Genomic DNA, 26,044 nt, shown 5'->3' with positions numbered 1-26,044 from the left:
CTGTTTGACTGCCTATTTTTGTATCTCCTCCCCTGGCACATGTAATCGATTGATTTATATTTGTTCTTTAGAATGCTTTAAAAACGAGGGATGCTCCGAGATCAGGTTGTCTGAGCTTCAGGTTGAGTGATCCAGAAGCACCTGACTTAAGCGATTCAGCAGCCTTGAATACTTTTTTTCCTTTCTTGGGGAGCGCGTCGCCAGAGCGGACCAGGTAGTCGAGTACGGGACGGCCACCGAGCTTTTCCAATACCTCAATCCCAACCGAGTGAGAGGCAGGAATGGCGTCCACGGTGGCGGCAGTACGGGTAATGATGATTTCATTCTGCTCCAGGGTGATGGGACCGCCACCCACCGAGTCGAAAACAAATACCTTGAATGTGTTGTCGCCCGCCTTGGTCAGGATGACGTCCATGGTTACACCATGCTCGAGGGGAAGACGACCAGACGTCCAACCCGTATCGACACTATCGATTTGAAATTCAGAGCCTGACGCGGTCTGACCAGCCAGTTGAACCGCAATCTGGGCCTTAACGCCTGGCGTGCGGGCAATGTAGTTAAAGGACAGGACCAATCCGCTGCCAGAGGAGATCTGTCCACGAGTGTTTTTTCGTGAGCGATTCTGGGAGTTCCAGTCAATGGATTCGGCAAATAAGCTCGCCCCTTCCGCCACGGCGGTCATGGGGTTCACGTCTGTGCTGCCGGGAATCCCGAGCTCAAAGGCAACCTTGTCACGCAGGGGTTTGTAGTTGGTCGGGCCACCAACAAACACGATACGTTCCAAGTCATGAGGAGTCAGTTGAGCCTTGGAGATTGTCTCCCGAGCGGAATCAATCGACTGACGGACGCGCTCGGCGATCAATTTGTCGTAGGTATCCCGCAGCAAAGGAATGTCGAGGTAGATCTCGTTGCCGCTGAGGTCTCGAACCCGGGCCTCAGTTTCCGACAGGCTGATAACTGCATCCTCTCGCGCAGAGAGTTCGATTTTGGCGCGTTCGGTCGCCCAGTTGGCCAGCCGGATGAGCGACTTGAAACCCGGGTTCACCGAGAAATCTTCCGGCAGGTCGAAATTTTCTAGCAACCAAGGTCGAACAACGTTGTCGACGAGAACTCGATCGAAATCCCGACCTCCACACATGGCGATCCCGCCGTGCTCATGCAGATTGATGCGACCACCGATGCTTTCAGCTATGGCGATATCAAGTGTGCCGCCACCCAGGTCATAAATAAGAAACATGCCGTCGGTATTGCGGGCACGCATGACGCTCATGACCGCTGCAACCGGCTCCTGCATGAGCGCGACCTTGCCCAAGCCTGCCATGCTTGCAGCCTGCATTGTCGCATCTTTCTGCATCTGATTAAACGCCGATGGAACGGTGATAACGGTGCCGGTATCAGGATCGTTTCTGATTTCTTCCGGCATGTACCCAAACAAGACTTGTAAAACCTCGGCTGAGCATTCTTCTGGTGTTTTGATGAGATTTACCGCAGGAAACTGGACAGGCGTGCTCGTTCCCATAATTCGTTTGAACCACATCGCAGAGTTATCTGGGCTGTGCGGAGCCGAGTCGTATGCTCGCTTACCGACATATTTGTTGCCACGCCGGTCGATATAAATTGCCGATGGCGTCACATCATTTTGTTCAGGACTCTTCCAGATGCGAGTCTCGGAGCCGTCATAGGAACAGATCGCGCTGTTTGTTGTACCCAGGTCAATTCCGACAAAATTTTTCATAGTTCCACCTTCCTCAAAGTGACGGTTCCTGTCTTAACTAAGCCTTCTTTCCCCATGATGATCGGCTCGAGCATCTGATCGACCATCAAGGCGTCCTGAGCGTCGAACTCTTCAATATTCAGAGGGGTAGCGGCCATACCAGGATCGAAGGGGTGACCCTCAACGTTGACGATTCTCAGATCTGCTTGCTCCAAGGCTTCTTCGACTTTTTTGACAAACCAACGGAACTGGCTCTTGTACCGGTTCTGTTCTCCAGCATCGAGCTTCGTGAGCAGTCGGTCGAATACTCGGCCAAAACGCCATGACTCAACCGCCATACTGATCACAGCCTCCCTCATAGCCTCAGGGGTTATTGTGGTTTGTTCAGAGTCGGCCATATTCCTCTCCATTAAAGATATTAAGCCATGGAAGCTTCATCACACAGCTCTAAGCCATGGAAGCTTCATCACACAGCTCCGATCTTATGTTTAACGTCCATATCAAAGTTTTCTGAATTGATTTTTGACTTGATATTGAGGTGTCGTCAAAGCAATTTTGTAGTAATCGACAAGCTAAACTCAGGGCTCATTATTTGAGATAGAAGATGACTGTGGCAACGATACAGATAGCAGAGAAGAAGGTGTGGACACAACGGTCATAGCGCATGGCAATCCTGCGCCAATCCTTGAGTTTACCGAACATGTTTTCAGTTTTATGCCGCTGTTTATAGAGGATTTTTTCATATTCAATCTGGATTTTGCGGTTTTTCTTTGACGGGATGCAGGGTGCGATGCTTTTTATCTTGAGTGCCACCCTGAACCAGTCAGCATCGTAGCCGCGATCTGCCAACAATTCTTTTGCTTTTGGCAAAGCACGCAACAACAGCGCTGCGCCTTTGTAATCACTCATCTGCCCTTCCGCCAGCAGCAGGACGACAGGTCTGCCCTGACCATCTGAAATAGCGTACAGTCTTGAGTTCAGGCCACCCTTCGTGCGACCGATACGGCGAGGAACGATTGCTATCCAACCAACAGAAGCAATCTAACTCATTCTGATCACTTTAATGTCAGATTGCCTGGTTAAAGGCAACCACTTCAAGAGCTATTCCTGGTCAATCTCCATACCATATCTTCATGATAATTCCTCAATTACTTCATAATGACGCACACTTTTCTCTTTGCTTAACATTTCTGTTAACAAATAGTCACGTTTAGCTGCATGGTCTCCACAGCATGCTTATGATTTGTCTGCAAAGTAAAATAGCAAAAACATCCCGTTTCTGATTGATCGTCAATATTATCTATAGGAAAGAATCATGAATCATCTTATTAAACATGCTGGCTGGTTGATCTTAGCCATTGCAGGCGCTTTCTCTTTTGGCGTCATTGCCTTACAGCAAGGCGAGTCCATTAACGCTATCTGGATTGTAATCGCGGCTGTTTGTGTTCACCTGATCGGCTATCGCTATTACAGCCTGTTTATCTCACGCAGGGTATTGGGGCTTGATTCCGAGCGCATGACCCCGGCTCATAAATTTAACGATGGGCTGGATTATGTACCGACTAATAAGTATGTGCTGTTTGGCCATCACTTTGCTGCGATTGCCGGAGCCGGGCCTTTAGTTGGGCCCATTTTAGCTGCCCAGATGGGTTATCTTCCCGGCCTGCTGTGGCTGCTGGTCGGCGTAGTGATCGCAGGAGCAGTACAGGATTTTATTGTGTTATTCATGTCCATGCGGCGTGATGGCCGCTCACTTGGCGATATGATCAAATCTGAGCTGGGGCCTGTCCCCGGTATGATCGCGCTGGTGGGCACCTTCTTTATCATGCTGATTCTGCTGGCGGTATTGGCATTAATTGTGGTCAAGGCGCTGGCTGAATCACCTTGGGGAACCTTTACCGTGGCCGCGACTATTCCGATTGCATTCTTCATGGGTATTTATGCTCGCTATATTCGCCCAGGACAAATCGGTGAGATTTCCTTGATCGGCTTTATCCTGCTCATGCTATCCATCATGGGCGGGCAGTCCGTGCAGGAAAATCCTGAACTGGCAGCTTTATTTACCTTTGATGGCATCCAACTGACCTGGATGCTGATTGCGTACGGCGCGTTCGCTTCGGTGTTACCCGTCTGGCTGTTGCTGGCGCCGCGTGATTATCTATCAACTTTTTTGAAAATCGGCACAATTGCCGGGTTAGCTGTGGGGGTTCTGGCTATTTCGCCTGAGCTCAAAATGCCGGCCATCACACAATTTGTTGATGGCACGGGTCCAGTCTGGTCTGGCAGTTTGTTTCCCTTCCTTTTTATCACCATCGCATGTGGCGCTGTGTCGGGTTTTCATTCGTTAATCTCGTCTGGCACGACACCCAAAATGATTAAAAATGAGAAAGATGCCCGTTTCATCGGCTACGGCGCTATGTTGATGGAATCATTTGTCGCGATCATGGCGCTGGTGGCTGCTTCAATCATTGAACCAGGAATTTATTTTGCCATGAATAGTCCCGCGGCACTGATTGGCGCTACCGCCGAGTCTGCTGCACAAGCCATTTCACAATGGGGGTTTTATCTTACGCCGGAAATGCTGACTCAAACTGCCAAAGATGTGGGCGAAAATACCATCATCTCGCGTACAGGAGGAGCACCCACGCTGGCCGTCGGCATGGCGCAAATCCTGTCTAACTTTATCGGCGGACAAGCAATGATGGCATTTTGGTATCACTTTGCGATTCTGTTTGAGGCGCTTTTTATCCTGACAGCAGTCGATGCGGGTACCCGTGCTGGACGATTCATGTTGCAGGATCTGCTTGGTACTTTTATTCCTGCTATGAAGCGCACTAATTCACTTTCTGCAAACCTGATAGCAACCGTGTTATGTGTCAGTGGTTGGGGATATTTCCTATACCAGGGAGTCATCGATCCATTAGGAGGCATCAATACCTTATGGCCGCTATTCGGCATCACCAATCAGATGCTCGCTTGCATTGCGCTCATTTTGTGCACCTGCATCCTGTTCAAAACGCAACGCGACCGTTATGCATGGATCACCATTGTGCCTACCGTCTGGATTGCCTGCACGACCTTAACCGCTGCTTGGCATAAGATATTTAATGACAATCCCCGCATTGGCTTTCTAGCTCATGCGAACTCATACGAGGCGGCGCTCAGCGATGGAAATCTGCTTGCGCCCGCTAAATCGACTTCCCAGATGCAGCAGGTGATTTTTAACGATTATCTGGACGCTGGACTCGCTGCAATGTTCATGTGCATACTCATCAGCATGTTGTTTTTTGGCTTCCGAACCGTATTACTTGCACGCAGAACCGCTCAAATCGAATTATCTCCTTTAAATCCTTATTAATCTTCATAACTTACAACAGTTGAGGCTTTTTATCATGTTAAAAAAAATCATCCAGGCTGGTAGTTATCTAGGGCAAAGCATGCGATTGATGGTCGGCATGCCTGAATACAGCGTGTATGTCGCGCATATGAAAGAGGCGCATCCTGATAAGGCAATCATGTCTTATCAGGCATTTTTTCGTGAACGCCAGGAAGCGCGCTATGGCGGCAAAATCAACCGCTGCTGTTAATTTCGCTTATTGAAAAACCCGGGGTCTCACAAAGTTCCGCCATAAGGCAGGCGAGACCCCCAGGCAGCCAGGTTTGAGCGTTCCCGTCTGCAAGCAAGTTCGGAACGAGTGCGGATCCAATTCTGAATAGGTTAAGCTGATCGGAATACCCGTGGATTAAGCGTAAAGTAATAGTCGTTTAGCATCGTGCCACGAGGCATTTCTTCAAAGAATTGAGGTATTACGCTACCTCAATTTACGGAAGTCACCGGGAACCAGCAACATGAATCCAATACCGAATTGAAGCAACGAGCATCAATGTGACAGGCAGGCGACACAAAGATGCTTCCGATCAGGAAACGCCATATGTGCTGAACATTTCACTCTGATCAATGTTCCAGCCCATCACGTTGCTACTGATATCTTCTTTAGATGGTGTTATCTATCTCAAATAATGCTGACGTTCTCGGGAATCATTCTGGTGATTGTATTATCGCTGCCGTGATGCTGTTTCGGCCAAAGCACGATTATTGATCACAAGAAAGCGTGATTTTCGTATTTTGATACCAGCTTTACGCATTTTCCAGGGTAATCGCAATGATCAACCTTTATAAATATAGTTAATATAGGTCGATATCATCATGACAATGAACAGTACAAGAGATAGAACGATACGTATCGTTAATGATTTGACCATGCGCGTGCTCTCTCCGCCATCTTTAAGCATGTAGTAAAGCGCAGATCCGAGGCTGTAAAGTATTATCAGCAATAGTAAAATAGCAAAGATCTTCAATTTTTATTCCTGTAATTGTTGGAATTTACTTATATTGATCATCAAGCCTAACCAGTAGATAACCAAGTGTCTTGGCTTATTCAGTTGTTGGCTCAGCTTTATTGTAACTGATAACCGTAATTTATATGATTGATCCGGTAACTTCCAGGTAGTCTTTTGAAATTCTCTAATCATTCCTTCAATTTCTGTCAAAACCATATGCTGAGTCAGCACAATGTCGCAAAACTTCCACCTGCCATTCTTCTGATGGGACCGACCGCCAGCGGAAAATCAAATGCCGCCATGGAAATTGCCCAACATTTTCCGGTTGAAATTATCAGCGTAGATTCAGCGCAGGTCTATCGGGAAATGAATATCGGGAGTGCTAAACCTGACCAACATACCTTGGCTGCGGTACCTCATCATCTGATTGATTTAATTAATCCGGACGAACATTATTCTGCAGCACAATTCCGCAAAGATGCCCTCACAAGAATGGATGAAATCACGGCGAAAGGAAAAATCCCCCTATTGGTGGGAGGCACCATGCTTTACTTTAAGGCCTTGAAAGAAGGTCTCTCTGAGCTTCCTCCGGCAGATAACAGTCTCCGTAAGGAAATTGAAATGGTTGCTGAAAAGAAAGGCTGGCCGGAAATGCATCAAATGCTGAGCCAACTTGACCCTGTTAGCGCAGCACGCATCAAACCTCATGATAGCCAACGCATTCAACGGGCACTGGAAGTATGCTATCTCACTGGGCGACCCATGTCAGCAGTGCTCACGCAGCCGAAAAACATAAGTCTTCCTTATCAGTTGATCAGCATGGCATTACTACCAAATGATCGGAAAATTCTGCATCAGCGTATTCTTCTCCGTTTCGAGAGAATGCTAGAAATGGGATTAATTGATGAAGTACGCACTATCCGTGACCAATATTGCGTAAATGCCGAAACTCCTTCAATGCGCTGTGTCGGCTATCGACAGGTATACATGTATCTGGACAATCTCATTAGTCTTACTACAATGAAAGATATGGGAATTGCGGCCACACGACAATTAGCTAAACGGCAATTAACTTGGTTACGAGGAATGACAGGATTACAGGAATTCGACTGCCTTGCGGAGAATTTGTCCCAACAAGTGATTGCATACTTGCAAACGATGAATCTTACAACGAATAACTGATTGACATTCAAGCCCCTCCTTCTCACTATATTACTTTAAGGAGGACAATACGGAAATGCGTAATAAATTATGGGTTTTGATTGCAATACTTTTTAGTTTTTTGGCTATGACGGGCTGCGGCAATTCTGAAAGAGTCCATAAATCCTGGATAGTGCCACCTGAGGGGCCTCGTTATGAGGATAGCGATATTCTTAACAATCTCAAATCGAGACTATCTGCTAATCCAGATCTGAAAGACCTGGCTGTCAATATTGACGTGAGAAACGGCGAGGTATCCATCAATGGTCTGGCTGACAATCAGACCCAGATCGACCAGATTAGCATGCAGACTTGGTTAGTTGATGGCGTCCAAAAGGTTGATAATCAGATTCACTTAAAAAGATAGTCAATCAACGCCAAACCAGTAGACTCTAAACATAAGAGATAACAGGAAGTACTGGCGCTGCCCCGGAGAAACCCCGGGGTTTATTTGATCCCCTGCGCTGATTGCTGTTAAATGCCCCTCAACAATTCGTTAATCCCCGTTTTGGAACGAGTTTTAGCATCAACCTGTTTTACAATCACTGCACAATAGAGGCTATATTGCTTATTCTCAGATGGCAGGCTTCCTGACACCACGACTGAACCTGGCGGTATTCTCCCGTAGCTGATTTCCCCGGTTTCACGATGATATATCTTGGTGCTCTGGCCAATATAGACTCCCATCGAAATGACCGAGTTTTCCCCGACAATGACCCCTTCGACAATTTCGGAGCGCGCCCCAATAAAACAATTATCTTCAATGATCGTGGGATTGGCTTGCACGGGTTCCAGCACACCGCCAATACCTACACCTCCTGATAAATGAACATTTTTGCCAATCTGTGCACACGATCCCACAGTAGCCCAAGTATCAACCATGGTGCCCTCATCCACATAAGCCCCAATATTGACATAAGAAGGCATCAACACCACATTATTGGCGATAAATGAGCCTTTGCGGACAGCTGCAGGCGGTACTACCCGAAACCCGCCGTCACGAAAATCTCTGGAACTATAATCCGCAAATTTGGATGGAATCTTGTCGAAGTAATTAGAAAAGCCCCCCTTGATGAAACTGTTATCTTCGATCCGGAAAGATAATAATACTGCTTTTTTGATCCATTGCTGCGTTACCCACTCGCCGCTAATTTTTTCAGCAACACGTAACTTGCCGCTGTCAAGCAGACTGATGACTTGTGCAATCGACTCTTTGAGATTTGCTTCGACATTACGCGGTGTAATCTCAGCACGACGCTCAAAAGCTTCTTCAATAATGGCCTGCAATTGTTCCATGCTATTCCTTAAAACGTTTAATCAATTCAGATACAACAATCTTTTATTCTTTCCATTGCTTCCACACACTCAGCTAATGGTGCAACCAGCGCTATGCGTACGAAATTTTCGCCCGGATTAATACCATGGGCTTCACGCGCAAGGTAGCTGCCTGGCAAAACATTGACATTATAATCGCGATAGAGCTTTTGAGTGAATTCAGTATCACTGAGGGGTGTTTTTACCCATAGATAAAAGGCGGCATCGGGCATGGTAACAGGCAAGTGCCCTGTCATGATTGCCATAGCTGTATTGAATTTCTCCCGGTACATGCGACGATTTTCAATCACGTGCTGCTCATCAGCCCAAGCAGCCTTACTAGCAGCCTGCACCGCAGGGTTCATAGCACTACCGTGATAAGTGCGATATAACAAAAACTTTTTCAGAATAGCAGCATCTCCTGCCACAAAACCGGAGCGCATCCCAGGCACATTGGAACGCTTGGACAAGCTACTAAACACAACTAGCCGGGGAAACCCGTCTCGGCCCAGTCGGTGTGCCGCTTCCAGAGCTCCTAACGGGGGGTAATCCTCATCAAAATAAATCTCTGAATAACATTCATCTGAGGCAATAATGAATCCATAACGATCAGAAAGTGCAAATAATTGTTGCCATTCATCTAGCGTCATTACCCTGCCGGTAGGGTTATTCGGTGAACAAACGTAGACAAGTTGGGTACGTGACCAAGTAGCATCAGGCAGCTGCGCATAATTCAATACAAAATTATTTTCAACCAGCGTATTGAGAAAATGGGGAATTGCTCCAGCTAACAGAGCTGCGCCTTCATAAATCTGATAAAAAGGATTTGAACACACCACCACCGGCGGTTGCGCACGATGGGCATCAATAACGGCCTGGGCAAATGAAAATAACGCTTCACGGCTGCCATTGACCGGAATCACTTCTGTATCAGGATTAATTGTTGCTAAACGATAACGCTTCACCAGCCAAGCAGCAATGCTCGTACGCAACCACTTTGCACCAAGCGTTGTAGGATAATGCGCCAACCCGTCAAGATTATTGATCAATTCCTGGCGAATGAAATCAGGTGTTGCGTGTTTCGGTTCGCCAATATGCAAATTGATGGGGGATAATGATGGGTTAGGTATAATTCCCTCAAGTAACTTTGAAAGTTTCTGAAAAGGGTATGGCTGCAAGCTGTTCAGCATTGGATTCATTCTGGTATGTCTATGATTAGGCTATAAGTAGTAAATGTATTTCAAATGATCTCTTCCAGCTTACACGGTTTTATTCAATTGTTTGATAAAAGCAAATCATTATAAAGGGCAGCGTTAATGTTGACCAAACAAAAAAATATCGTCCCTATAACCGCTTTGCTCATTGGTGCAGCTATTTGGGGTATAGCCTGGTATCCCTATCGTTTGCTGGAGCAGTCTGGGATTAGAGGAGAAGCCTCTACCACGCTCACTTACTTTGTCGCCTTATTAATGGGGCTTATGTTATTCCACAAACAAATTCGAGCGCCCAATTTCCTGGACAAAGCAGCCTATTTATTGGTCTGGATTGGTGTTTGTTCAGGTTTGGCGAATATTGCTTATATTCTAGGAATTATCCATGGCGAAGTCATGCGAGTATTACTTCTGTTTTATCTGGCGCCATTGTGGACGATTCTATTTGCTCGCGCTCTGCTTAACGAAAAACTTAGCCTGCGTGGATACTGGGTTATTCTGCTATCAATCCTCGGCGCAATGACGATGCTATGGCAGCGAGGAAATGTTTTTCCCTTTCCCGTCTCATATGGTGACTGGATGGGATTATTGGGTGGCATTATGTTTGCTCTGGCCAATGTACTGGCTCGTAAAGATCAGCAGCATAATGTTCAATTAAAATCACTGGCAATATGGCTGGGCGTCACACTTACTGGTTTTTTTGCGACATGGCGTATGGAATCCCTTCCATTGATCTCGAACATTTCTACCGATACCTGGCTACTTCTACTGGGGCTAGGATTCACAATTTTTTTCTTGAGTATCATATTGCAATATGGTTTAACGCATATTCCGGCAAATCAAGCTATTGTCATTATGTTGTTCGAACTAATCGTTGCCGCCATCGCTTCATACTTTCTTACTAATGAAGTAATGACGCCTAAAGAGTGGATAGGTGGTTTAATGATCGTTTCAGCAAGCCTTTTTTCTGCAAAAATTAATCATGAAGATTCCATGTCTCAACAGTCATGATGTTGGTAATCATACTGACAAGCAGAGAGCCGTTCGCTAGCCCCCGCAGCACTGATTAGCCTGAAATCCTGGAATCATAATTTTAATATGAGTGATATAAGCTTGTAACACAATTGAGGCATTATTCAATCATATCGCTGCTTTGTCACATATAATGTTGATTCTTCTATCTAATTTAAAAGTCTGTCTAATCAATAGCTAAATGAAAAAAATTCTTCCAATACTTTGCGTCTTGTCCATTACAGCTTGTGTAAGTAAAGAAAAATTTATTGATACATTGGATCATAAAAAAGACTGGGTAGAACTTCAAACACAATTACCGACCTATCCTGAAGCCAGCAATCTGCTGGAATTTAATATAGGCCCTACGAGTAATCACCGGTATTACGTGGATAGCACATCCATCACCATCGGGAAAGATGGGGTAATTCGATACAGTCTGGTAGTGAAATCTGCACAAGGCGCAGAGAATACGACTTTTGAAGGGATACGCTGTGAAACAAAAGAAAAAAAGCGCTATGCTTTGGGTCGCAATGACAAAACCTGGGGACAACCCCGTATTTCCGAGTGGCAAAGGCTCGAAAATATCACACGGGATTACGCTCAACGTGAACTTGCTAAATATTATTTTTGCCCGCGAGGCCTTATTGTCGGATCGCCAGAAGAAGCCATTCAGGCGTTAAAAGCAGGAGTTCATCCGAAAGCCCTCCGATAAGGGAAATGGAACGAGAGCTTCAGTGACTATTTTTCTATCTGTTTCTCCATCATTTTCTGAAGAGATGCCATCATCTCCATCGGTAATGGAAAAACTATCGTGGAACTCTTCTCCCCAGCAATCTCGGTAAGCGTTTGCAAATAACGAAGCAGCAACGCCTCAGGTTGTTTTGCAAGAACCTGCGCAGCTTCCAACAGTCGCTGCGATGCCTGCAACTCACCCTCGGCATGGATGATCTTTGCCCGTCGTTCACGTTCTGCTTCTGCCTGTTTGGCAATCGCCCTAATCATGCTTTCATTGAGATCGACATGTTTTATTTCGACATTGGCAACCTTGATACCCCAGGCTTCGGTTTGTTCATCCAGAATCTTCTGGATATCACTATTGAGCCTTTCACGGCTTGCCAGCATCTCATCCAGTTCATGCTGGCCAAGTACGGAACGTAAAGTAGTCTGGGCTAGCTGACTGGTAGCAGCATTGTAATCCTCCACCTGAATGATTGCTCTTTGTGGATCAACTACACGGAAATACAGGACTGCGTTCACTTTCACCGAAACATTGTCACGCGATATGACATCCTGGCTGGGCACGTCCATGACAATGGTACGTAAATCGACTCGCACCATGGTTTGAATGATCGGAACAACAATTACCAGCCCCGGTCCTTTCACCTTCCAGAATCGCCCTAACAGAAATACGACGCCACGTTCATATTCACGCAGAACCTTGAAAGTACTTGCCAGGAAAAAAACAGTAAACCCCAAGGTCAATATAATCGTTGATACCATATCTATATCCATGCTAATTCTCCTCTGAATTATCCTGACGATAGACTTCCACTTGCAGCATCAGACCTTTCATTGCAGTCACCCTGACTTTCTGTCCACGATGTAATGGCACGTTGGACTTTGCTCGCCACAATTCCCCATGCACCCTGATCCATCCTTCATTATCAAAATCATCGATCACTTCGCCAACATCGCCTATCAGTTCTTCCTTACCACTTACGATAGGGCGTTGTCTGGCTTTTATTGCCATACTCACTACCAGTAGAAAGAATCCTGCAGTCATCAGAGCAACCGTAGCAATCAGTGGGATGGAAATACCATAGCCCGGTATATCCATATCAAGTAACATGATAGACCCCATGACAAAAGCGATCATTCCACCAATTCCCAGCGCACCAAAACTCGGTACCAGCATTTCAGCCAGCATGAATACAATACCGAGAAAAATAAGCGCGAGTCCGGCATAATTGACGGGTAATACCTGAAATGCAAATAACGCAAGCAATAAACAAACTGCCCCCACCACACCGGGTATGATTGTACCTGGATTGGCGAATTCAAATATTAATCCATAGATACCAATCAGCATCAGAATATAGGCAATATTGGGATCCGTGATGATTGCCAGCAACCGCGTGCGCCAATCCTGCTCCAACTGCTGGATATTGATTTTTTGCGTTGATAACGTTATTTCTTGTCCTTGTACGTTGACTGTGCGTCCATCAATCTTGGTGAGCAAATCCGGAATATCAACCGCGATCAGATCAATCACACCCTCGCCCAGTGCTTCATTAGCTGTCAAGCTAACAGCTTCACGTACTGCTTTTTCTGCCCATTCCGCGTTGCGCCCCCGCATCTGAGCAAGTCCACGGATATAAGCAACCGCATCATTAACAATTTTTTTCGTCATAATATCTTGCGCATCAGACTGTTCATGTTGGCTATTTCCTGGTTTCTTATCAGATGAATCGGGAACACCAGGGAAACCGCCTATTTTTACAGGCGTAGCCGCACCCAGATTAGTGGCCGGCGCCATGGCGGCAATATGACTCGCATAAAGAATATAGGTACCTGCGCTGGCTGCACGTGCCCCACTTGGAGCAACATAGCTGATAACCGGGACTGGGGAGGCAATGATTTCCTGAATGATCTCGCGCATGGAAACATCCAAACCACCGGGAGTATTGAGCCGAATGATAACAACCTGGGCATTCTGCATTGCAGCCGTGGCAAGACTGCGTTTGATATAGTCATGGCTAGCTGGGCCAATAGCGCCATCGACATCCAACCATAAGGCCGTGTTACTTGTCTGTGCAATCGCTGGGCATAACCAGCATAAGAAAAACAGCAGGATAATGCTGAATTTGATTTCTAAGTAAAAAGAAGCGTGCTCACTTTCTTTCTCAGAACACATTGGATTGTTATCCGTTTAACCAGATTTTATGAAGGTACTCCCGGTTCAAAGCCAGCCATTGCAGCGCTATGATCGCGCTGGCTGAAATAATTTTCCCTGAACTTAATAATGCTAATGCGCTATCCAGAGACATCACATGCACTTTGATATCTTCTCCCTCTTCCATTTTGCCATAAATCCCACCCATATGGGTTGAGTCGACCTTACCACAAAACAAAGCAATGCGCTCAGTCGTCCCGCCCGGGCTAACCAGATAATCATAGAGGGGAACAAGATCAAGGATATCGCAACCAGCTTCTTCTACAGCCTCCCTTCTCACAACCTCTTCTGCAGCTTCATTCATTTCTATGATGCCGGCCACAATCTCAAGTAGCCATGGTCCAGTAGCTATCGACATCGCCCCCACCCGAAATTGCTCGATCAATACGACTTGACCCTTTGCTGGATCATAGGGAAGGATAGCAGCGGCGTGACCGCGCTCCAGCAATTCACGAGTAATGGGTTGACTCCAATCACTATTGAACAGACGGTGGCGCAAAGTATAACGCTCCATACGGAAAAAACCATGGAAGCACAGCTCTTTTCGTATAATTTCCACATCTGTTTCAGTCATACCCGATTCCTTGTCGATAAAATCGTTGAATTAACCCGAATATTTCATAAATTGACACGTGTCCTCACTTGCCAATTTATGAAATATTCGGGTTAAACTCCAGTTTACAAAAGTACCAAATTATTTCTATGGATGAGTTCGGATTCATCCACATAACCGAGAATGATCTGAATTTCATGACTCGGCTGTCGCATGATTTTTCGAGTCTCTCTGGCACTGTAATTGATTAAACCGCGCGCGATTTCATTCCCTTCCTGATCCAGACAAGCCACTGCTTCTCCTCGCTCGAAATCACCCCTGACATCTACCACACCAATTGGTAATAAACTTTTTCCATCCGTGACAAGTGCTTTCATAGCACCTGAATCGAGGGCTACACTGCCACGAATTTGTAAATGGTCAGCTAGCCATTGCTTTCGTGCCACGAGGACTGGCATGTTGGATAGCAAACGAGTGCCAATTGCCTCACCTTGCGCCAAACGAACGAGCACGTTAACTTCTCTACCCGATGCAATAAGGGTATGTGCGCCACTTCTCGCTGCACGCTTGGCTGCAATCACTTTGCTTTGCATACCGCCACGCCCAATTTCGCTGCCAGCACCGCCCGCCATGGCTGCTATCTCAGGGTCCCCGGCATTGGCCTCTTGGATTAATTTAGCATCCGTGTTTTTACGTGGATCACTGGTAAATAATCCGGCTTGATCAGTAAGAATCACGAGTGCGTCGGCTTCAGTAAGATTGGTAACCAATGCAGCTAAGGTATCATTGTCACCAAAACGTATCTCATCAATTGCAACCGTATCATTTTCGTTGATGATCGGAATGATATTCAGTTTCAATAAGGTGGTGAGCGTTGAACGGGCATTCAAGTAGCGCTTGCGGTTGGATAAATCATCATGGGTGAGCAATACTTGTGCCGTAAGCAATTCATACTGACCAAAACAGGCGGCGTATGCTTGCGCTAGCCCCATTTGCCCAACAGCAGCGGCGGCCTGCAGTTCATACAATGCAGTAGGGCGTTTTTTCCAACTCAGTCGCTGCATCCCTTCAGCTATGGCGCCTGAAGAAACTAATATAATTTCTTTCCCCATATCCTTGAGCTGAGAAATCTGAGCAGCCCAACATGCGAGTGCATCATGATCAAGCCCCTGACCCTGATTGGTGACAAGGCTACTCCCAACTTTGATAACGATACGACGAGCTTGTTGCAGTATTGATTGATTCATTATTCAGTAGTCACCGCTAACTCTTGCTCGAGATAATTCATAATGGCATAAGTCAACGCATTGCACCCTTCACTTGTTAACGCCGAAACCCCAAACCACTTGTCTTTCCATCCGAAATCAAGGATAAATTTATTACACAACGCATCGCGCTCTGTATCGGGCAGCATATCAATTTTATTTAGCACTAACCAACGAGGTTTCTGATAAAGAGTTTCATCATATTTCCTGAGTTCTTCGATAAGCGCCTTCGCTTCATGAACAGGGTTGATGTGCTCATCTAATGGTGCAATGTCAATAACGTGAAGTAATAAACGCGTTCTTGCTAGGTGTTTCAGGAAACGATGTCCAAGTCCTACCCCTTCTGCAGCGCCTTCTACCAAACCAGGGATATCCGCCATGACAAAGCTTCGATCTTGGCCCACTCGTACTACACCCAGATTTGGGTGGAGCGTGGTAAATGGATAATCTGCCACTTTGGGGCGCGCAGCCGATACTGCCCGGATCAAGGTTGATTTTCCAGCATTTGGCATCCCCAAAAGTCCAACATCTGCCAATACCTTGAGTTCCAATTTTAGCTCAAAAGCTTGCCCAGGTTCACCATAGGTAAATTGCCTTGGCGCTCGATTAGTACTGGATTTGAAATGGATGTTACCTAGCCCTCCTGCTCCACCTTTAGCCAATAGTATTTTTTGTTGATGATGTTGCAGATCCGCGATGATTTCTCCAGTAACCATATTAGTAATCATTGTTCCTACCGGCATACGTAGAATAATATCGTCTGCACCTTTACCATAACAGTCTGACCCGCGCCCCTTTTCCCCTTTCTTAGCACGGAATATTGGCGTAAACCGATACTCAACAAGAGTATTAATATTATGGTCAGCAATCGCATAAATGCTACCACCATGCCCGCCATCTCCGCCGTCTGGCCCGCCCTTAGGAATAAATTTTTCCCGGCGGAAACTGGCTATGCCATCACCTCCATCACCTGCGAATACTTGGATCTTCGCTTCATCAATGAATTTCATAAATCTGTCTTAATCGAGCAACGATTCTGAGCACAACAATAAATAAGAATAATGCTAGAAAGCAAGCATTGCCAATAAAAAAAGCCCCATCATACTGAATGGGGCTTTTTTAGAATTTGGTGAGTTTAAGCGGGTATAACTGATACAGTTTTGCGCTTATATACACTTTTTATACCAAATAGAACCTTACCTTCAATTTTTGCGTATAACGTATGATCCTTACCAATTCCAACATTGTCGCCAGGATGAAACTGAGTACCACGTTGACGAACAATAATGCTTCCCGCCTTAATCAGCTCTCCCCCAAAACGTTTTACCCCTAGTCTCTTGGAGTGAGAATCGCGTCCATTTCGCGAGCTACCACCTGCTTTTTTATGTGCCATGCAATCCCCTTGCTTCTGTTATTTACGCTGAAATACCTGTAATCTGTATTTCAGTATAATTTTGTCGATGCCCTTGATGCTTCTGATAGTGTTTGCGACGACGCATCTTAAAAATACGTATTTTATCGTGCCGCCCATGTCCTATAACAGTCGCACTAACCTTTGCACTATCAAGAAATGGCTTTCCAACTGAAATATTTTCACCTTCAGAAACCATCAACACTCGATCAATCACTAAATCGCTGCCAGCTTCTACCGCTAACTGCTCTATTTTCAGTTTATTACCGACTTCTACACGATATTGTTTTCCGCCAGTTTTTATTACAGCATACATATCCTATTCCCTATTCATCCTCTTTCTTATACTTTAAAATTATACAATTCTATGAGGATCTTGTGTGACAAATATTTAATATCTATTTACACCATCTAGCTTGACACTTAAGCCGAGACATTTCTACCATAGTTATTTCTTCAAGGGGTTGTTGTGCCAATCGAACGTATTAGAAGCTTTATTGCTCAGGACATGAGCGCTGTTAATGCTGTTATACAACAAAAGCTTCATTCTCAGGTCGCGCTTGTTCACCAGGTAAGTGAGTACATCATTCACAATGGAGGCAAACGACTGCGACCAGCTTTGGTTATTTTGTCTGCTGGTATCTTTGGTTATTCTGGGCAATATCACCATCATCTAGCTGCGGTAGTTGAATTCATTCATACGGCAACACTGTTACATGATGATGTAGTAGACGAATCTCAGTTGCGGCGTAATAAAGCTACTGCAAATGCTTTATTTGGTAATGCAGCCAGCGTATTAGTGGGGGATTTTCTCTATTCACGCGCCTTCCAGATGATGGTGGAAGTAAACAACATGCGCGTGATGCAGGTGCTATCTGATGCCACTAATATCATTGCTGAAGGTGAAGTACTACAATTACTTAATTGCAGAGATCCTAATGTAGAAGAAGAAAATTATCTACGTGTCATTCGCTTCAAAACCGCCAAGCTTTTTGAGGCTGCTGCACGCCTGGGGGCAATCCTTGGCAATGCCACTCGATCCGAGGAAGAGGCTTTAGCAGCTTACGGAATGCATCTAGGTACCGCATTCCAATTGATTGATGATCTACTTGATTATTCCGGCGATCATCAGGATACCGGTAAAAACCTAGGTGACGATCTTGCAGAAGGCAAGCCGACACTCCCCCTGATTTATGCCATGCGCACAGGCTCAGAAAAGCAAGCAAGCGTCATACGCGAGGCCATTAAAACAGGTGGAGAAAGCGGATTCCAGACTATTCTAGAAATTATTCAGGAAACAGGCGCTCTTGCCTATGCAAAGCAACGTGCACAAAATGAAGCGGAGATGGCTTCGGAAGCTATCGCAATGCTGGCTGATTCTAGCTACAAGGAATGTTTGTTACAATTGGCTTATTTCGCCGTAACGAGAAATCACTGATGCAACTTAGCTAATTCTCTTATCCTCGGTGCCATCAAAATAAGCTTGAGATAAAGCTCGACACATCTAATGCAGGTTTACAAGATATTTCACGGGGTGTAGCTCAGCCTGGTAGAGTACTGCGTTCGGGACGCAGGCGTCGGAGGTTCAAATCCTCTCACCCCGACCAACCCTTAATAAAGAAGCAATCTTCCAATCATGCTGCCCTCCCCCTTATATTATTCAACGAAGACAAGGAGTAAAATTAGAAACTTTGGAGTAATCATGCAACATCTTGAAGAAGTCAAAAACATCTTAGCTGATGTCCTCAGCCTAGGAGAACGTAAAAATTCTCTTAAAGAAGATTCGGTCTTACTTGGAAATATTCCGGAACTGGATTCAATGGCAGTCATCAATATCATTACCGCCTTGGAAGAGCATTACGATATTTCAGTGGATGACGATGAAATCAGCGCTAAAACTTTTGCAACGCTTGGTAGCCTGACCCACTTTGTTGAACAAAAGCTGTCCCAATGAAAGAAGCATAGAAAGTCTTCCTGCAGAGCTTTTTCCTGAAAACTGAATAGGGAGCAATTTTGTCTTTACGACGAACCCACCAGAAATATGCCCATTCACGGCATGGTTAACCCGAATATTTCATAAATTCGCGTGATGATCGCGCAGGATTTTGATTAATAGGAAAGTTTTGAGAAAGAGGGGTGTAGTGACTCATACACCCGACTGAGCAAAATCTTTCTTATTAATCAAAAGACAAGTGAGGGCACGTGCCAATTTATGAAATATTCGGGTTAAATTACCTTCGGCAAAGTCCGGCGGTAATTTAACATCTATGCCCCAGGAATTAATCAGGTATCAGCCTGATTGCTTATCTCGGTATGAGATTGACGGCGCAGAAAGTGTTTCGCTTTTCTGGCGATCTTGATTAATGTCATTCGGAAATTGGATCGCTCAACCCATGACCAATAAAGAGTGCGTGTTGATTTCGCCAAGGATCTTTTATATCGCGCATCACCCGCCATGAAGTCGTATTCAATAAAACCGCGCTCCCAGTAATTCTGGGCAGCAAGATAATGCGTGACTAGGCCTGGTTTAATTTTTGGATCTGCTTCGTATGCAAAGCCTGATTGATAAAAATAGACTTTGCCATCCAGTAGAAAATTATAGATATAGCCGACTGTTTGATCTCCTGCTGAAACACGGAGAAGTTCGACAGCTCGCTCTGGCAGCAAGCGTTGTATTAAGGCTTTGTGAAAGTGAATAAAACGTGGCGACCGGAAACCGCCCGGCTGGCCACGTCGCGCCCATGCTGCCCGATGCAGCTCCGCAAGTGCATCCAGATATTTCAGATTTTCATCAAGATTTTGGGCCACATCAATCCTCAGCGACCCTCTCTCCTCGTATAACTTGATGCTTCTTCGAATCTGCGTGCGCGTGTTGGAGGAAAAGTATCTGTCCAGACCGTCATTTCCAAGCGATTTGAGGTCAATATAGGGACTTTTCTTATCTATCAAACGCCACTCACCAGGCAACGCGCGGGTTTGTAAACGTGCGATAAGAGAGGATTCTGTGTATCCCGCCAGATAAAGTTGATCCCATGATTGCTGTGCTAGATAGGAGGCCAGTGAATCCAGAATAAATTCCTCATAACCCGACTGGCAAAGCACATCGTTGTATTCAATAAAAGGGGCGTTCTCGTCTATTTCAGCGGCAGTATTTAAAATCGCCAGTCTTATGGGAAAAGGCCCAAGCTTTGCGGGGCGGAATAGCAGAATAACTCCTGCTATGCAAATATCATTCTGCCACCAAGAGAGCGATCTACCGCTGAAATCCATGCCATAGATATCCAGCCAGGTCTGCATCCATTGTGGTGAAAGAAAAATGCTGCCTGCTTGCACCTGGCCAAAAAGCTTGGACCACCATACTGGGGGGCCGGAAGTTGGGTTGAAGGCCTCCTCCCTTAATTTAGGTTCCACTAGATTTTTATTAATCTCATTAAGCATAAATACCGTAGGGCGCCTCCTGGCTCGATATACCACACATAGAGTCGGCCGCCCTGAGTAGCGATGCGGTCCATTTGTCTGAGCACGCAGCCATAATAACTATTGTGATTATAAATATACTCGACTGCATCACTTGAAGTAGCTTTTGCTCTGCGGAATTATGCATCAAATACTGTCCAGTAGTTGTGCAAATTCGCGAGTTCGCTCACGCCTAGAAGTTGTCTCGACGGCGCCGGGTACAGGCGTCATGCCTTCAACATCGGCACACATAAATCGCTCCAATAAATCCACTATATCAGATGGCTGATTAAGCCGGGCAATGGATCGGATACCCGCTTTTATCAGAGTCTGGGCAGTATCGCCTTCCGGCTCCGCAAGAGCGATGATTGGACGATTGCAACGAAAATACTCATAGAGTTTGGCAGGAATTTGATAATTACAGATGGCAGCCTGCATAATTAGTAACGCATCTGCCCTGGACATCTCAGCTAACGCCTCCCGGTATGGGAGGGGAGGTAATATTTCCACAAGTGATTGCAATTGATACTTTTCCACCAGAACCTGTATAAGGGATTCATGAACTGGCGCGCGAAAGCGAATCTGAAATCTTGAAGCATCAATTTTACCCAGATCACGCAGCTTGGCTATTGCTTGAAACAGATAACTGGGATCGCGCTCCTTTGGATAGACAATTCCGCTGTGTAGGATAGTAAGTTTACCGACATTTAAAGGCAAACTACTGGATTCAAGGCCGGTAAACGCCTCCTCATCATAACCATTTTCGATGCAAACCAACTGACCGTGATAATCAGGATATTGCTGAGCATAAAATCGCACTGCTCCGGGTGTGGTGAATGTGCATTTGGCTGCGCATGAAAAAACTTTATGTTCAACACGTTTAAAACTCCGCCATAGTCGAGGATCGCTCGGATCCCCATCTTGAGCCATCGGATCCCTAAAATCGGCAACCCAAGAAATGCCAGAAAGACGATGTAATGTATGCGCAATAAGATGAGCCGTGGCAATAGGGTAAGTCGACCAAATGACGTCCGGTTTGTAGCGAGAAATCAATCTCATTCCATATAGAACAGCGCCTGGCCACCAACTTAACCAGCGGTCAGGGCGTGAGGTTACGGCCAGGTAGCGTCCCCGGATCGAGAGACTTCTAGCTGCGTCGAATGCGGGTGCTCTCGCTAAAACACAATTCTGTGGAATATCTTTTAATTGATCATTACTCGTTTGCACATAGGCATTGGCAGTAGTGGTAAGCACAAGTGGCTGCCAGCCAAACTCAGGAAGGTACCTTGCAAATCGTAAAGTTCTTTGAATACCACTACTCCCCGCCAAGGGTGGAAAATGGTAAGCAATCATCAATACCCGCTTCACAAAAAGACCTCAAAAAATCACTGAATGCACTTCAATCTGAACAGAATCTCCAATTAAGGTTTGCTTTGCTCCCAATTGTTGCAGATACAGGCGTCTTAGTTTCAGTAACATAGCTGTGTTCGATAAATCAGGCTGGGATGGTATATTAGCCGCCTTCTTTCTGTAACTGCTTCAGACCATGTTTAGGAATATCCCTAAGCCATTAGCATGAGCGATCATTTATATTCCCGCATGATTTACAACCCGAAAGAACATCAGATACCGCAGATCAGATTCAATATCCAATTTCTTGAGATACTGGATGATCTGGTTACTTCCATGTATGGGATCAATCCGCCTTTGAGAATTTTAATCGTATTCTTGTTGCTTTCTATTGATTTGATTTTAAATAAATCAATCGCCTAACTGTTGCAGGTAAACCAACGATCCAGCTGCTTTATTTAATTATACGATTGCCTCACCCTTGTGCCCATATGACACAACACGTGTGCTTCAGTCACCAGCGACCAACATCTCTAGCGTGCATAGAAGCTGTCATTCGCTCTCCAGAAATTTATCGATATTATTTATACCGCCACCGAGATCTATTGAATTTCAGTGGAGGTATAGTATATCTTCTTGGTGTTATCATCTTTGGAGTTGTTTTGACTACCCTCTTTAAATCAAATTTAGAATATCACAGAAGTGATATTAGAGCCAATGTTACGGCCTCTTCTCTTTAAACGCATCTCACATTGAAAAAGACTGGAGCTTTATTTAGATCAGATAAAACAGTAAACTTGACTGAGATTATCTCGCAAACAGAAGATATATGAAAAAAACACTTCGCATTTGCTTATTCATATCACTCGTATTAATTTCACCCATGCTTGCAGCAATGGAAGAAAATTATTGCGGTGAATTGCATGGCCATCATTTCGGTCCCTTTGATTATCTAAACAGGTTTAATCTTAAAGGTCAACTTGATGTCGTAGAACAGTATCACTTTAATTCAGATGTTGAAAATTTAATCAGTGGCATGTCAGCATCAGTCGGGGCGGATTTAGACTACACCTTGCGCGCCTGGCCAAATCATCATAGAGCATTAACTGCTTTGGCAAAACTCTCTCTCAGAGACAAAACCTCCCGCCCTCGTGGAACAAAGTGGCCTGTTGAGTGTTATTTTGACCGTGCCATTCGCATGAGATCAGATGATGGGACGGTTCGAATGATATATGGTGGCTATTTATCGAAAATTGAAAAACCCAATCAAGCTATTGAACAGCTGGAAATTGCAGTAAAACTGATGCCAGATAGCGCAACAGCTCATTACAATCTTGGTTTATTGTATTTTGATAAAAAGAACTATAGTAAAGCTAAAGTGCATGCAGAAAAAGCTTACGCACTCAATTTTCCCTTACCTGGTCTTAGAAATAGATTAAAAAAGATTGGTAAATGGTCGGACTAGAGATGAGATTCACATAATCAGTGGGAAGCGTCTACAAAAGCCAATCCAGCTTTCAAAAAATCGAAAATTACCTACCTGTAAAGTTACCTGCATTTTTGCAATGTACTCATACTTTAGCGGGTAACACCATGAAAAATATTTCGACAATACTTACCAGCAGCACATCAGAAAACACGACTGCTTTATTTTTATTGAATTCTTCGGCCATGGTTCGCTAGCCAAGGAATTGGATGAAGAAGCGGGCATTGATGCATCAATTGATTGGGATGATGAAGCGCAATCATGAACCAACCTACAGAATAAAATGAGAGTGGGTTAAGGATAATGTGGTGCTTTCATGTTGTTAACCCGAATATTTCATAAATTGGCACGTGCCCTCACTTGCCTATTTGATTAATAGAAAAGATTTTGCTCAGTCGGGTGTATGAATCACTACACCCCTCCTTCTCAAAACTTCCCTATTAATCAAAATCCTGCGTGATCATCACGCGAATTTATGAAATATTCGGGTTAACATACACTATTTTAGGAATCAACAAAAAAGGGTATGAGTCGTTATCCGAGTAATCCAGGCGCTGAGGCGTGACATTACTTGAAACCCCACTTGCCTGTATCGACAGTGAGAAGACCGAGAGAGTTGAGCCTACGCCAGGTGATGAATGCGATCTGTATGTTTTAAAAACAGGTTGTCAATGGCAGCAATTGCTACGTGAGTTTCCGGCCTGAAGCGCGGTTTACTACTATTTCCACTGTTGGGTACGTAACGGGACATGGAAGCGTCTTCATCATTTGTTGCGTTCATGGTTGCGAGAAAGATGTGACCGCCACAAACACCCGACGGCAGCTTGCCTGGACAGTCAAAGTGCCAAATGTACTTCGGTTCCTGGGCAATGTGGCTTTGATGTTGGCAAGAAGGTTAATGGCCGTAAACGCTACATTCTGGTGAACACACTGGGTTTACTGTTGATGGTTGTAGTCACTGTTGCCAGCGTGCAGGACCGTGACGCTGCTCGCCTGTTGCTGCATCATCTACCGGGTAGTTGCAAAAAGTTGAAAAAGATTTGGGTGGATGGTGGTTACAGTGGCCGCCTCGTGGACTGGATTGCAGAACAATTTAAATTCTGTTTGGCGGTAATGTTGCACTCCAGGGAGGCCAAAAAATTCGTATTGCTGCCCCGTTGCTGGAGGGTAGAACGCACCTTCAGCTGACTGAACCATTCACGCCAACTCAGTAAAAGCCACGAGCGCCTCACGCGCGCACCAACAAAACCTGGGTTTACATCGCTATGACCCGCATCATGTTGAGGCGATTAACCTAAAACTGGAGCTTTCAAACAGCTTCTAAGAAAATGAAGCGTTTTGCAAAAGTCTCAGACCGTGAAGATTCAGGTAGAATGAGACGGTTAGGTTCGTGTGGCCGGCCAACAACAAGCAATTGAGAAATCTGGTATATACATCAAGCCATAGTGAATATTTTACAGAGGAAAATTTTAGATGAATTTTAAATATAGCGTCGTTTGTATTATTGGCCTTAGTATCGCTCTGATCGGTTGCGACGGAGTTCCCGAAGCCGATGCAGTAAATTGTTCGGGGAAAGGAATGGAGAAAGCACTTACAGCTTTTAAAAACGACGAAGCTGGACGGCAAGCATTTATCGATAAATGCAATGCTTTGAACAAAGAAAAGTAAACATACCACTAGAAATTCAAGTCCAATTTCGGGAATGGTTTCTAGAATTTTGAAAAAAACTGCGGTTGATGTCAGTTTCAACGAACAGCGGATCCAGTTTTAGCAGACTTTCGCCAGATCATACATTTGACATGAACAGATTGAAAAGAAGGAAAAATAATGTCAAATGTAAGATCTGGCACTAAACTTTTTGCCCTACGCGAGCTGCTTCTCTACCTCACCTTGCAGGATTGGGAACAAGGCCGCCGTCAGCCCAGTGGTACAGCCAAAACACTGATTGCTATTGCTGAGCGCCGTCCTGATGTATTGAAGGAAATCACTACTTAATCAACCAAGCCATGAACTTTTTGTTCTTGAAGATTATGTTGATAATCCTGTGGCTTTGACCCGCATCAAAGCGAATATATATCAAGCCTAGTATCACAACACATAAACAACAGAACATTGTTATACTGAGGCACATCCACCCCGCCACGAGGAGTTGATCATGCGCCAGACCGAATGGCATCTCACCGACGAGGATCGCCAATTGATTGAATCGTACCGTACGAAGGGATTGCACGCGGCGCGGGAGGTTAATCGGGCCCATATTCTTGCTGCGCTGGATCGTGGCATTCCCGAATCCCAAATCATGGCGGTTCTCGGCATCGGGCGAACCGCCATCTGGCGCACGCGTAGCGCATATCTGGAGGGTGGGCCGGGATATGCTCTGCACGACGTGGCGAGGCCAGGCAAGCCGCCCCGGTACGGTGCGGACGTCGAAGCGCAGGTTTCTGCTCTAGCATGTTCCACGCCGCCGGCAGGAGCTAAACGTTGGATGCTCGAATTGCTGGAGCAGGCTGCACGAGCGCATGAGGGAATTGGGCCGATCAGTCGCGAGACTATCCGGCGGCTGCTAAAAAAAACTGCATCAAGCCGTGGCGCAAGCTGATGTGGTGCATTGGCACTCTGACTGAGGAATACCGGCAGCGGATGTACAATCTGCTGGATCTCTATGCCCGTCCGTTCCAAGCGGAAGAACCTGTCGTCTGCCTGGACGAGAAAAGCAAACAACTGCTGCGCGACACGCGAACTCCGCTGGCGCTCAAGCCGGGTGTGCCTGCGAAGC

General features: G+C 45.5%; 28 protein-coding genes, 1 tRNA gene and 1 pseudogene. 15 read left to right on the top strand and 15 right to left on the bottom strand.

From position 1 onward, the window contains the following. Positions 1-67 precede the first annotated feature (67 nt). The 3 genes and pseudogenes from BLP80_RS11640 to BLP80_RS11630 form a co-directional block, all read right to left on the bottom strand. On the bottom strand, positions 68-1,735 hold the full coding sequence (locus BLP80_RS11640; RefSeq protein WP_218120441.1) for an Hsp70 family protein: 1,668 nt from the start codon (positions 1,733-1,735) through the stop codon (positions 68-70). Continuing rightward, entirely contained in the window at positions 1,732-2,073 is a 342-nt protein-coding gene (locus BLP80_RS11635; RefSeq protein ID WP_218120440.1) for a hypothetical protein, read from the bottom strand. The genes BLP80_RS11640 and BLP80_RS11635 overlap by 4 nt, the downstream gene beginning before the upstream one ends. A gap of 229 nt (positions 2,074-2,302) precedes the next feature. Next, positions 2,303-2,722 (bottom strand): annotated as a pseudogene (locus BLP80_RS11630) (IS5 family transposase); the annotation flags it as partial. A 307-nt stretch (positions 2,723-3,029) separates the two neighbouring features. On the opposite strand from BLP80_RS11630, the gene BLP80_RS11625 reads away from it, so the two are divergent. Further along, complete coding sequence (locus tag BLP80_RS11625) at positions 3,030-5,072, top strand: carbon starvation CstA family protein (protein ID WP_090543416.1); 2,043 nt, start codon at positions 3,030-3,032, stop codon at positions 5,070-5,072. A gap of 34 nt (positions 5,073-5,106) precedes the next feature. Then, a complete protein-coding gene (locus tag BLP80_RS11620) occupies positions 5,107-5,301 on the top strand; it encodes a YbdD/YjiX family protein (RefSeq protein WP_090543414.1) in 195 nt (64 codons plus the stop codon). 580 nt (positions 5,302-5,881) lie between these two features. Here the strand turns inward: BLP80_RS11620 and BLP80_RS11615 are convergent. Further along, the gene (locus BLP80_RS11615; protein ID WP_090543412.1) at positions 5,882-6,073 is read right to left on the bottom strand and encodes a twin transmembrane helix small protein; all 192 of its coding nucleotides are present in this window, start codon (positions 6,071-6,073) and stop codon (positions 5,882-5,884) included. Between the two features lie 198 nt (positions 6,074-6,271). Between BLP80_RS11615 and miaA the strand changes: the two genes are divergently transcribed. Together miaA and BLP80_RS11600 are read left to right on the top strand one after the other, a co-directional pair. Next, positions 6,272-7,237, top strand: a complete 966-nt coding sequence (gene miaA, locus BLP80_RS11605) for a tRNA (adenosine(37)-N6)-dimethylallyltransferase MiaA (RefSeq protein ID WP_090543408.1) — start codon at positions 6,272-6,274, stop codon at positions 7,235-7,237. Positions 7,238-7,292: 55 nt separating this feature from the next. Next, complete coding sequence (locus BLP80_RS11600; RefSeq protein ID WP_090543406.1) at positions 7,293-7,622, top strand: BON domain-containing protein; 330 nt, start codon at positions 7,293-7,295, stop codon at positions 7,620-7,622. Between the two features lie 107 nt (positions 7,623-7,729). Here the strand turns inward: BLP80_RS11600 and dapD are convergent, their stop codons facing one another. Continuing rightward, positions 7,730-8,551, bottom strand: a complete 822-nt coding sequence (gene dapD / locus BLP80_RS11595; protein ID WP_090543404.1) for a 2,3,4,5-tetrahydropyridine-2,6-dicarboxylate N-succinyltransferase — start codon at positions 8,549-8,551, stop codon at positions 7,730-7,732. Between the two features lie 26 nt (positions 8,552-8,577). Then, entirely contained in the window at positions 8,578-9,768 is a 1,191-nt protein-coding gene (dapC, locus tag BLP80_RS11590; RefSeq protein WP_090543402.1) for a succinyldiaminopimelate transaminase, read from the bottom strand. A gap of 117 nt (positions 9,769-9,885) precedes the next feature. Between dapC and BLP80_RS11585 the strand changes: the two genes are divergently transcribed. Then, entirely contained in the window at positions 9,886-10,791 is a 906-nt protein-coding gene (locus BLP80_RS11585) for a DMT family transporter (protein ID WP_176754360.1), read from the top strand. Positions 10,792-10,993: 202 nt separating this feature from the next. Then, on the top strand, positions 10,994-11,506 hold the full coding sequence (locus tag BLP80_RS11580; RefSeq protein ID WP_090543401.1) for a CNP1-like family protein: 513 nt from the start codon (positions 10,994-10,996) through the stop codon (positions 11,504-11,506). 26 nt (positions 11,507-11,532) lie between these two features. Here BLP80_RS11580 and BLP80_RS11575 read toward each other — a convergent pair whose 3' ends face one another. The 7 genes from BLP80_RS11575 to rplU form a co-directional block, all read right to left on the bottom strand. Continuing rightward, positions 11,533-12,306, bottom strand: coding sequence for a slipin family protein (locus BLP80_RS11575; RefSeq protein ID WP_371128827.1), 774 nt, complete (start codon positions 12,304-12,306; stop codon positions 11,533-11,535). Position 12,307: 1 nt separating this feature from the next. Continuing rightward, positions 12,308-13,708, bottom strand: coding sequence for an NfeD family protein (locus tag BLP80_RS11570; RefSeq protein WP_090543399.1), 1,401 nt, complete (start codon positions 13,706-13,708; stop codon positions 12,308-12,310). A 7-nt stretch (positions 13,709-13,715) separates the two neighbouring features. After that, complete coding sequence (locus BLP80_RS11565; RefSeq protein ID WP_090543397.1) at positions 13,716-14,321, bottom strand: NUDIX domain-containing protein; 606 nt, start codon at positions 14,319-14,321, stop codon at positions 13,716-13,718. A gap of 104 nt (positions 14,322-14,425) precedes the next feature. Continuing rightward, positions 14,426-15,547 carry a glutamate 5-kinase gene (gene proB / locus BLP80_RS11560; protein ID WP_090543395.1) on the bottom strand — a complete coding sequence of 374 codons (1,122 nt, stop codon included), beginning with the start codon at positions 15,545-15,547 and terminating at the stop codon, positions 14,426-14,428. Continuing rightward, the gene (cgtA, locus tag BLP80_RS11555; protein ID WP_090543393.1) at positions 15,547-16,575 is read right to left on the bottom strand and encodes an Obg family GTPase CgtA; all 1,029 of its coding nucleotides are present in this window, start codon (positions 16,573-16,575) and stop codon (positions 15,547-15,549) included. Before cgtA ends, proB begins: the two co-directional genes overlap by 1 nt. A 125-nt stretch (positions 16,576-16,700) precedes the next feature. Continuing rightward, positions 16,701-16,958: a 50S ribosomal protein L27 gene (rpmA, locus tag BLP80_RS11550; protein ID WP_090543391.1), complete on the bottom strand. Its 258-nt coding sequence runs from the start codon at positions 16,956-16,958 to the stop codon at positions 16,701-16,703. Between the two features lie 22 nt (positions 16,959-16,980). Beyond that, entirely contained in the window at positions 16,981-17,292 is a 312-nt protein-coding gene (gene rplU / locus BLP80_RS11545; RefSeq protein WP_090543389.1) for a 50S ribosomal protein L21, read from the bottom strand. 153 nt (positions 17,293-17,445) lie between these two features. Between rplU and ispB the strand changes: the two genes are divergently transcribed. The 3 genes from ispB (at position 17,446) to BLP80_RS11530 (ending at position 18,930) form a co-directional block, all read left to right on the top strand. Beyond that, entirely contained in the window at positions 17,446-18,414 is a 969-nt protein-coding gene (gene ispB / locus BLP80_RS11540) for an octaprenyl diphosphate synthase (protein ID WP_090543387.1), read from the top strand. 92 nt (positions 18,415-18,506) lie between these two features. Beyond that, positions 18,507-18,583, top strand: a tRNA-Pro gene (locus tag BLP80_RS11535). 95 nt (positions 18,584-18,678) lie between these two features. Continuing rightward, positions 18,679-18,930, top strand: a complete 252-nt coding sequence (locus BLP80_RS11530) for an acyl carrier protein (protein ID WP_090543385.1) — start codon at positions 18,679-18,681, stop codon at positions 18,928-18,930. 329 nt (positions 18,931-19,259) lie between these two features. Here BLP80_RS11530 and BLP80_RS11525 read toward each other — a convergent pair whose 3' ends face one another. Both BLP80_RS11525 and BLP80_RS11520 read right to left on the bottom strand, forming a co-directional pair. Then, complete coding sequence (locus tag BLP80_RS11525) at positions 19,260-20,387, bottom strand: GNAT family N-acetyltransferase (protein ID WP_176754359.1); 1,128 nt, start codon at positions 20,385-20,387, stop codon at positions 19,260-19,262. A gap of 192 nt (positions 20,388-20,579) precedes the next feature. Then, positions 20,580-21,785, bottom strand: a complete 1,206-nt coding sequence (locus BLP80_RS11520) for a glycosyltransferase (RefSeq protein WP_090543421.1) — start codon at positions 21,783-21,785, stop codon at positions 20,580-20,582. An 826-nt stretch (positions 21,786-22,611) separates the two neighbouring features. On the opposite strand from BLP80_RS11520, the gene BLP80_RS11510 reads away from it, so the two are divergent. The 6 genes from BLP80_RS11510 to BLP80_RS11495 all read left to right on the top strand — a co-directional run bounded on the left by BLP80_RS11510 (position 22,612) and on the right by BLP80_RS11495 (position 25,867). Beyond that, positions 22,612-23,247, top strand: coding sequence for a tetratricopeptide repeat protein (locus BLP80_RS11510; protein ID WP_090543378.1), 636 nt, complete (start codon positions 22,612-22,614; stop codon positions 23,245-23,247). Between the two features lie 582 nt (positions 23,248-23,829). Next, a complete protein-coding gene (locus BLP80_RS15265; protein ID WP_143002283.1) occupies positions 23,830-23,973 on the top strand; it encodes a transposase in 144 nt (47 codons plus the stop codon). Between the two features lie 63 nt (positions 23,974-24,036). Next, positions 24,037-24,456 (top strand): transposase, encoded by a 420-nt coding sequence (locus BLP80_RS11505; RefSeq protein ID WP_090543376.1) that lies wholly within the window; start codon positions 24,037-24,039, stop codon positions 24,454-24,456. Between the two features lie 285 nt (positions 24,457-24,741). Continuing rightward, on the top strand, positions 24,742-24,936 hold the full coding sequence (trbK, locus tag BLP80_RS11500; protein ID WP_090543374.1) for an entry exclusion lipoprotein TrbK: 195 nt from the start codon (positions 24,742-24,744) through the stop codon (positions 24,934-24,936). A 159-nt stretch (positions 24,937-25,095) separates the two neighbouring features. Further along, complete coding sequence (locus tag BLP80_RS16350; protein WP_176754358.1) at positions 25,096-25,263, top strand: helix-turn-helix domain-containing protein; 168 nt, start codon at positions 25,096-25,098, stop codon at positions 25,261-25,263. 202 nt (positions 25,264-25,465) lie between these two features. Continuing rightward, positions 25,466-25,867, top strand: a complete 402-nt coding sequence (locus BLP80_RS11495) for a helix-turn-helix domain-containing protein (RefSeq protein ID WP_218120439.1) — start codon at positions 25,466-25,468, stop codon at positions 25,865-25,867. Positions 25,868-26,044: the final 177 nt, after the last annotated feature.

It is taken from the genome of Nitrosomonas sp. Nm132 (genome assembly GCF_900100485.1).
Lineage (GTDB): Bacteria > Pseudomonadota > Gammaproteobacteria > Burkholderiales > Nitrosomonadaceae > Nitrosomonas.
This window is presented reverse-complemented; position numbering and strand designations above follow the sequence as displayed.

Coding starts and splice junctions, on each gene's coding strand:
- BLP80_RS11580 (WP_090543401.1), top strand. CDS start 10,994: ATGAAAAAAATTCTTCCAATACTTTGCGTCTTGTCCATTACAGCTTGT.
- rpmA (WP_090543391.1), bottom strand. CDS start 16,958: ATGGCACATAAAAAAGCAGGTGGTAGCTCGCGAAATGGACGCGATTCT.
- BLP80_RS11620 (WP_090543414.1), top strand. CDS start 5,107: ATGTTAAAAAAAATCATCCAGGCTGGTAGTTATCTAGGGCAAAGCATG.
- BLP80_RS11585 (WP_176754360.1), top strand. CDS start 9,886: ATGTTGACCAAACAAAAAAATATCGTCCCTATAACCGCTTTGCTCATT.
- dapD (WP_090543404.1), bottom strand. CDS start 8,551: ATGGAACAATTGCAGGCCATTATTGAAGAAGCTTTTGAGCGTCGTGCT.
- proB (WP_090543395.1), bottom strand. CDS start 15,547: ATGAATCAATCAATACTGCAACAAGCTCGTCGTATCGTTATCAAAGTT.
- BLP80_RS11565 (WP_090543397.1), bottom strand. CDS start 14,321: ATGACTGAAACAGATGTGGAAATTATACGAAAAGAGCTGTGCTTCCAT.
- BLP80_RS11625 (WP_090543416.1), top strand. CDS start 3,030: ATGAATCATCTTATTAAACATGCTGGCTGGTTGATCTTAGCCATTGCA.
- BLP80_RS16350 (WP_176754358.1), top strand. CDS start 25,096: ATGTCAAATGTAAGATCTGGCACTAAACTTTTTGCCCTACGCGAGCTG.
- trbK (WP_090543374.1), top strand. CDS start 24,742: ATGAATTTTAAATATAGCGTCGTTTGTATTATTGGCCTTAGTATCGCT.
- BLP80_RS11640 (WP_218120441.1), bottom strand. CDS start 1,735: ATGAAAAATTTTGTCGGAATTGACCTGGGTACAACAAACAGCGCGATC.
- BLP80_RS11510 (WP_090543378.1), top strand. CDS start 22,612: ATGAAAAAAACACTTCGCATTTGCTTATTCATATCACTCGTATTAATT.
- cgtA (WP_090543393.1), bottom strand. CDS start 16,575: ATGAAATTCATTGATGAAGCGAAGATCCAAGTATTCGCAGGTGATGGA.
- BLP80_RS11600 (WP_090543406.1), top strand. CDS start 7,293: ATGCGTAATAAATTATGGGTTTTGATTGCAATACTTTTTAGTTTTTTG.
- dapC (WP_090543402.1), bottom strand. CDS start 9,768: ATGAATCCAATGCTGAACAGCTTGCAGCCATACCCTTTTCAGAAACTT.
- rplU (WP_090543389.1), bottom strand. CDS start 17,292: ATGTATGCTGTAATAAAAACTGGCGGAAAACAATATCGTGTAGAAGTC.
- miaA (WP_090543408.1), top strand. CDS start 6,272: ATGCTGAGTCAGCACAATGTCGCAAAACTTCCACCTGCCATTCTTCTG.
- BLP80_RS11635 (WP_218120440.1), bottom strand. CDS start 2,073: ATGAGGGAGGCTGTGATCAGTATGGCGGTTGAGTCATGGCGTTTTGGC.
- BLP80_RS11530 (WP_090543385.1), top strand. CDS start 18,679: ATGCAACATCTTGAAGAAGTCAAAAACATCTTAGCTGATGTCCTCAGC.
- BLP80_RS11520 (WP_090543421.1), bottom strand. CDS start 21,785: ATGATTGCTTACCATTTTCCACCCTTGGCGGGGAGTAGTGGTATTCAA.
- BLP80_RS11570 (WP_090543399.1), bottom strand. CDS start 13,708: ATGTGTTCTGAGAAAGAAAGTGAGCACGCTTCTTTTTACTTAGAAATC.
- BLP80_RS11575 (WP_371128827.1), bottom strand. CDS start 12,306: ATGGATATAGATATGGTATCAACGATTATATTGACCTTGGGGTTTACT.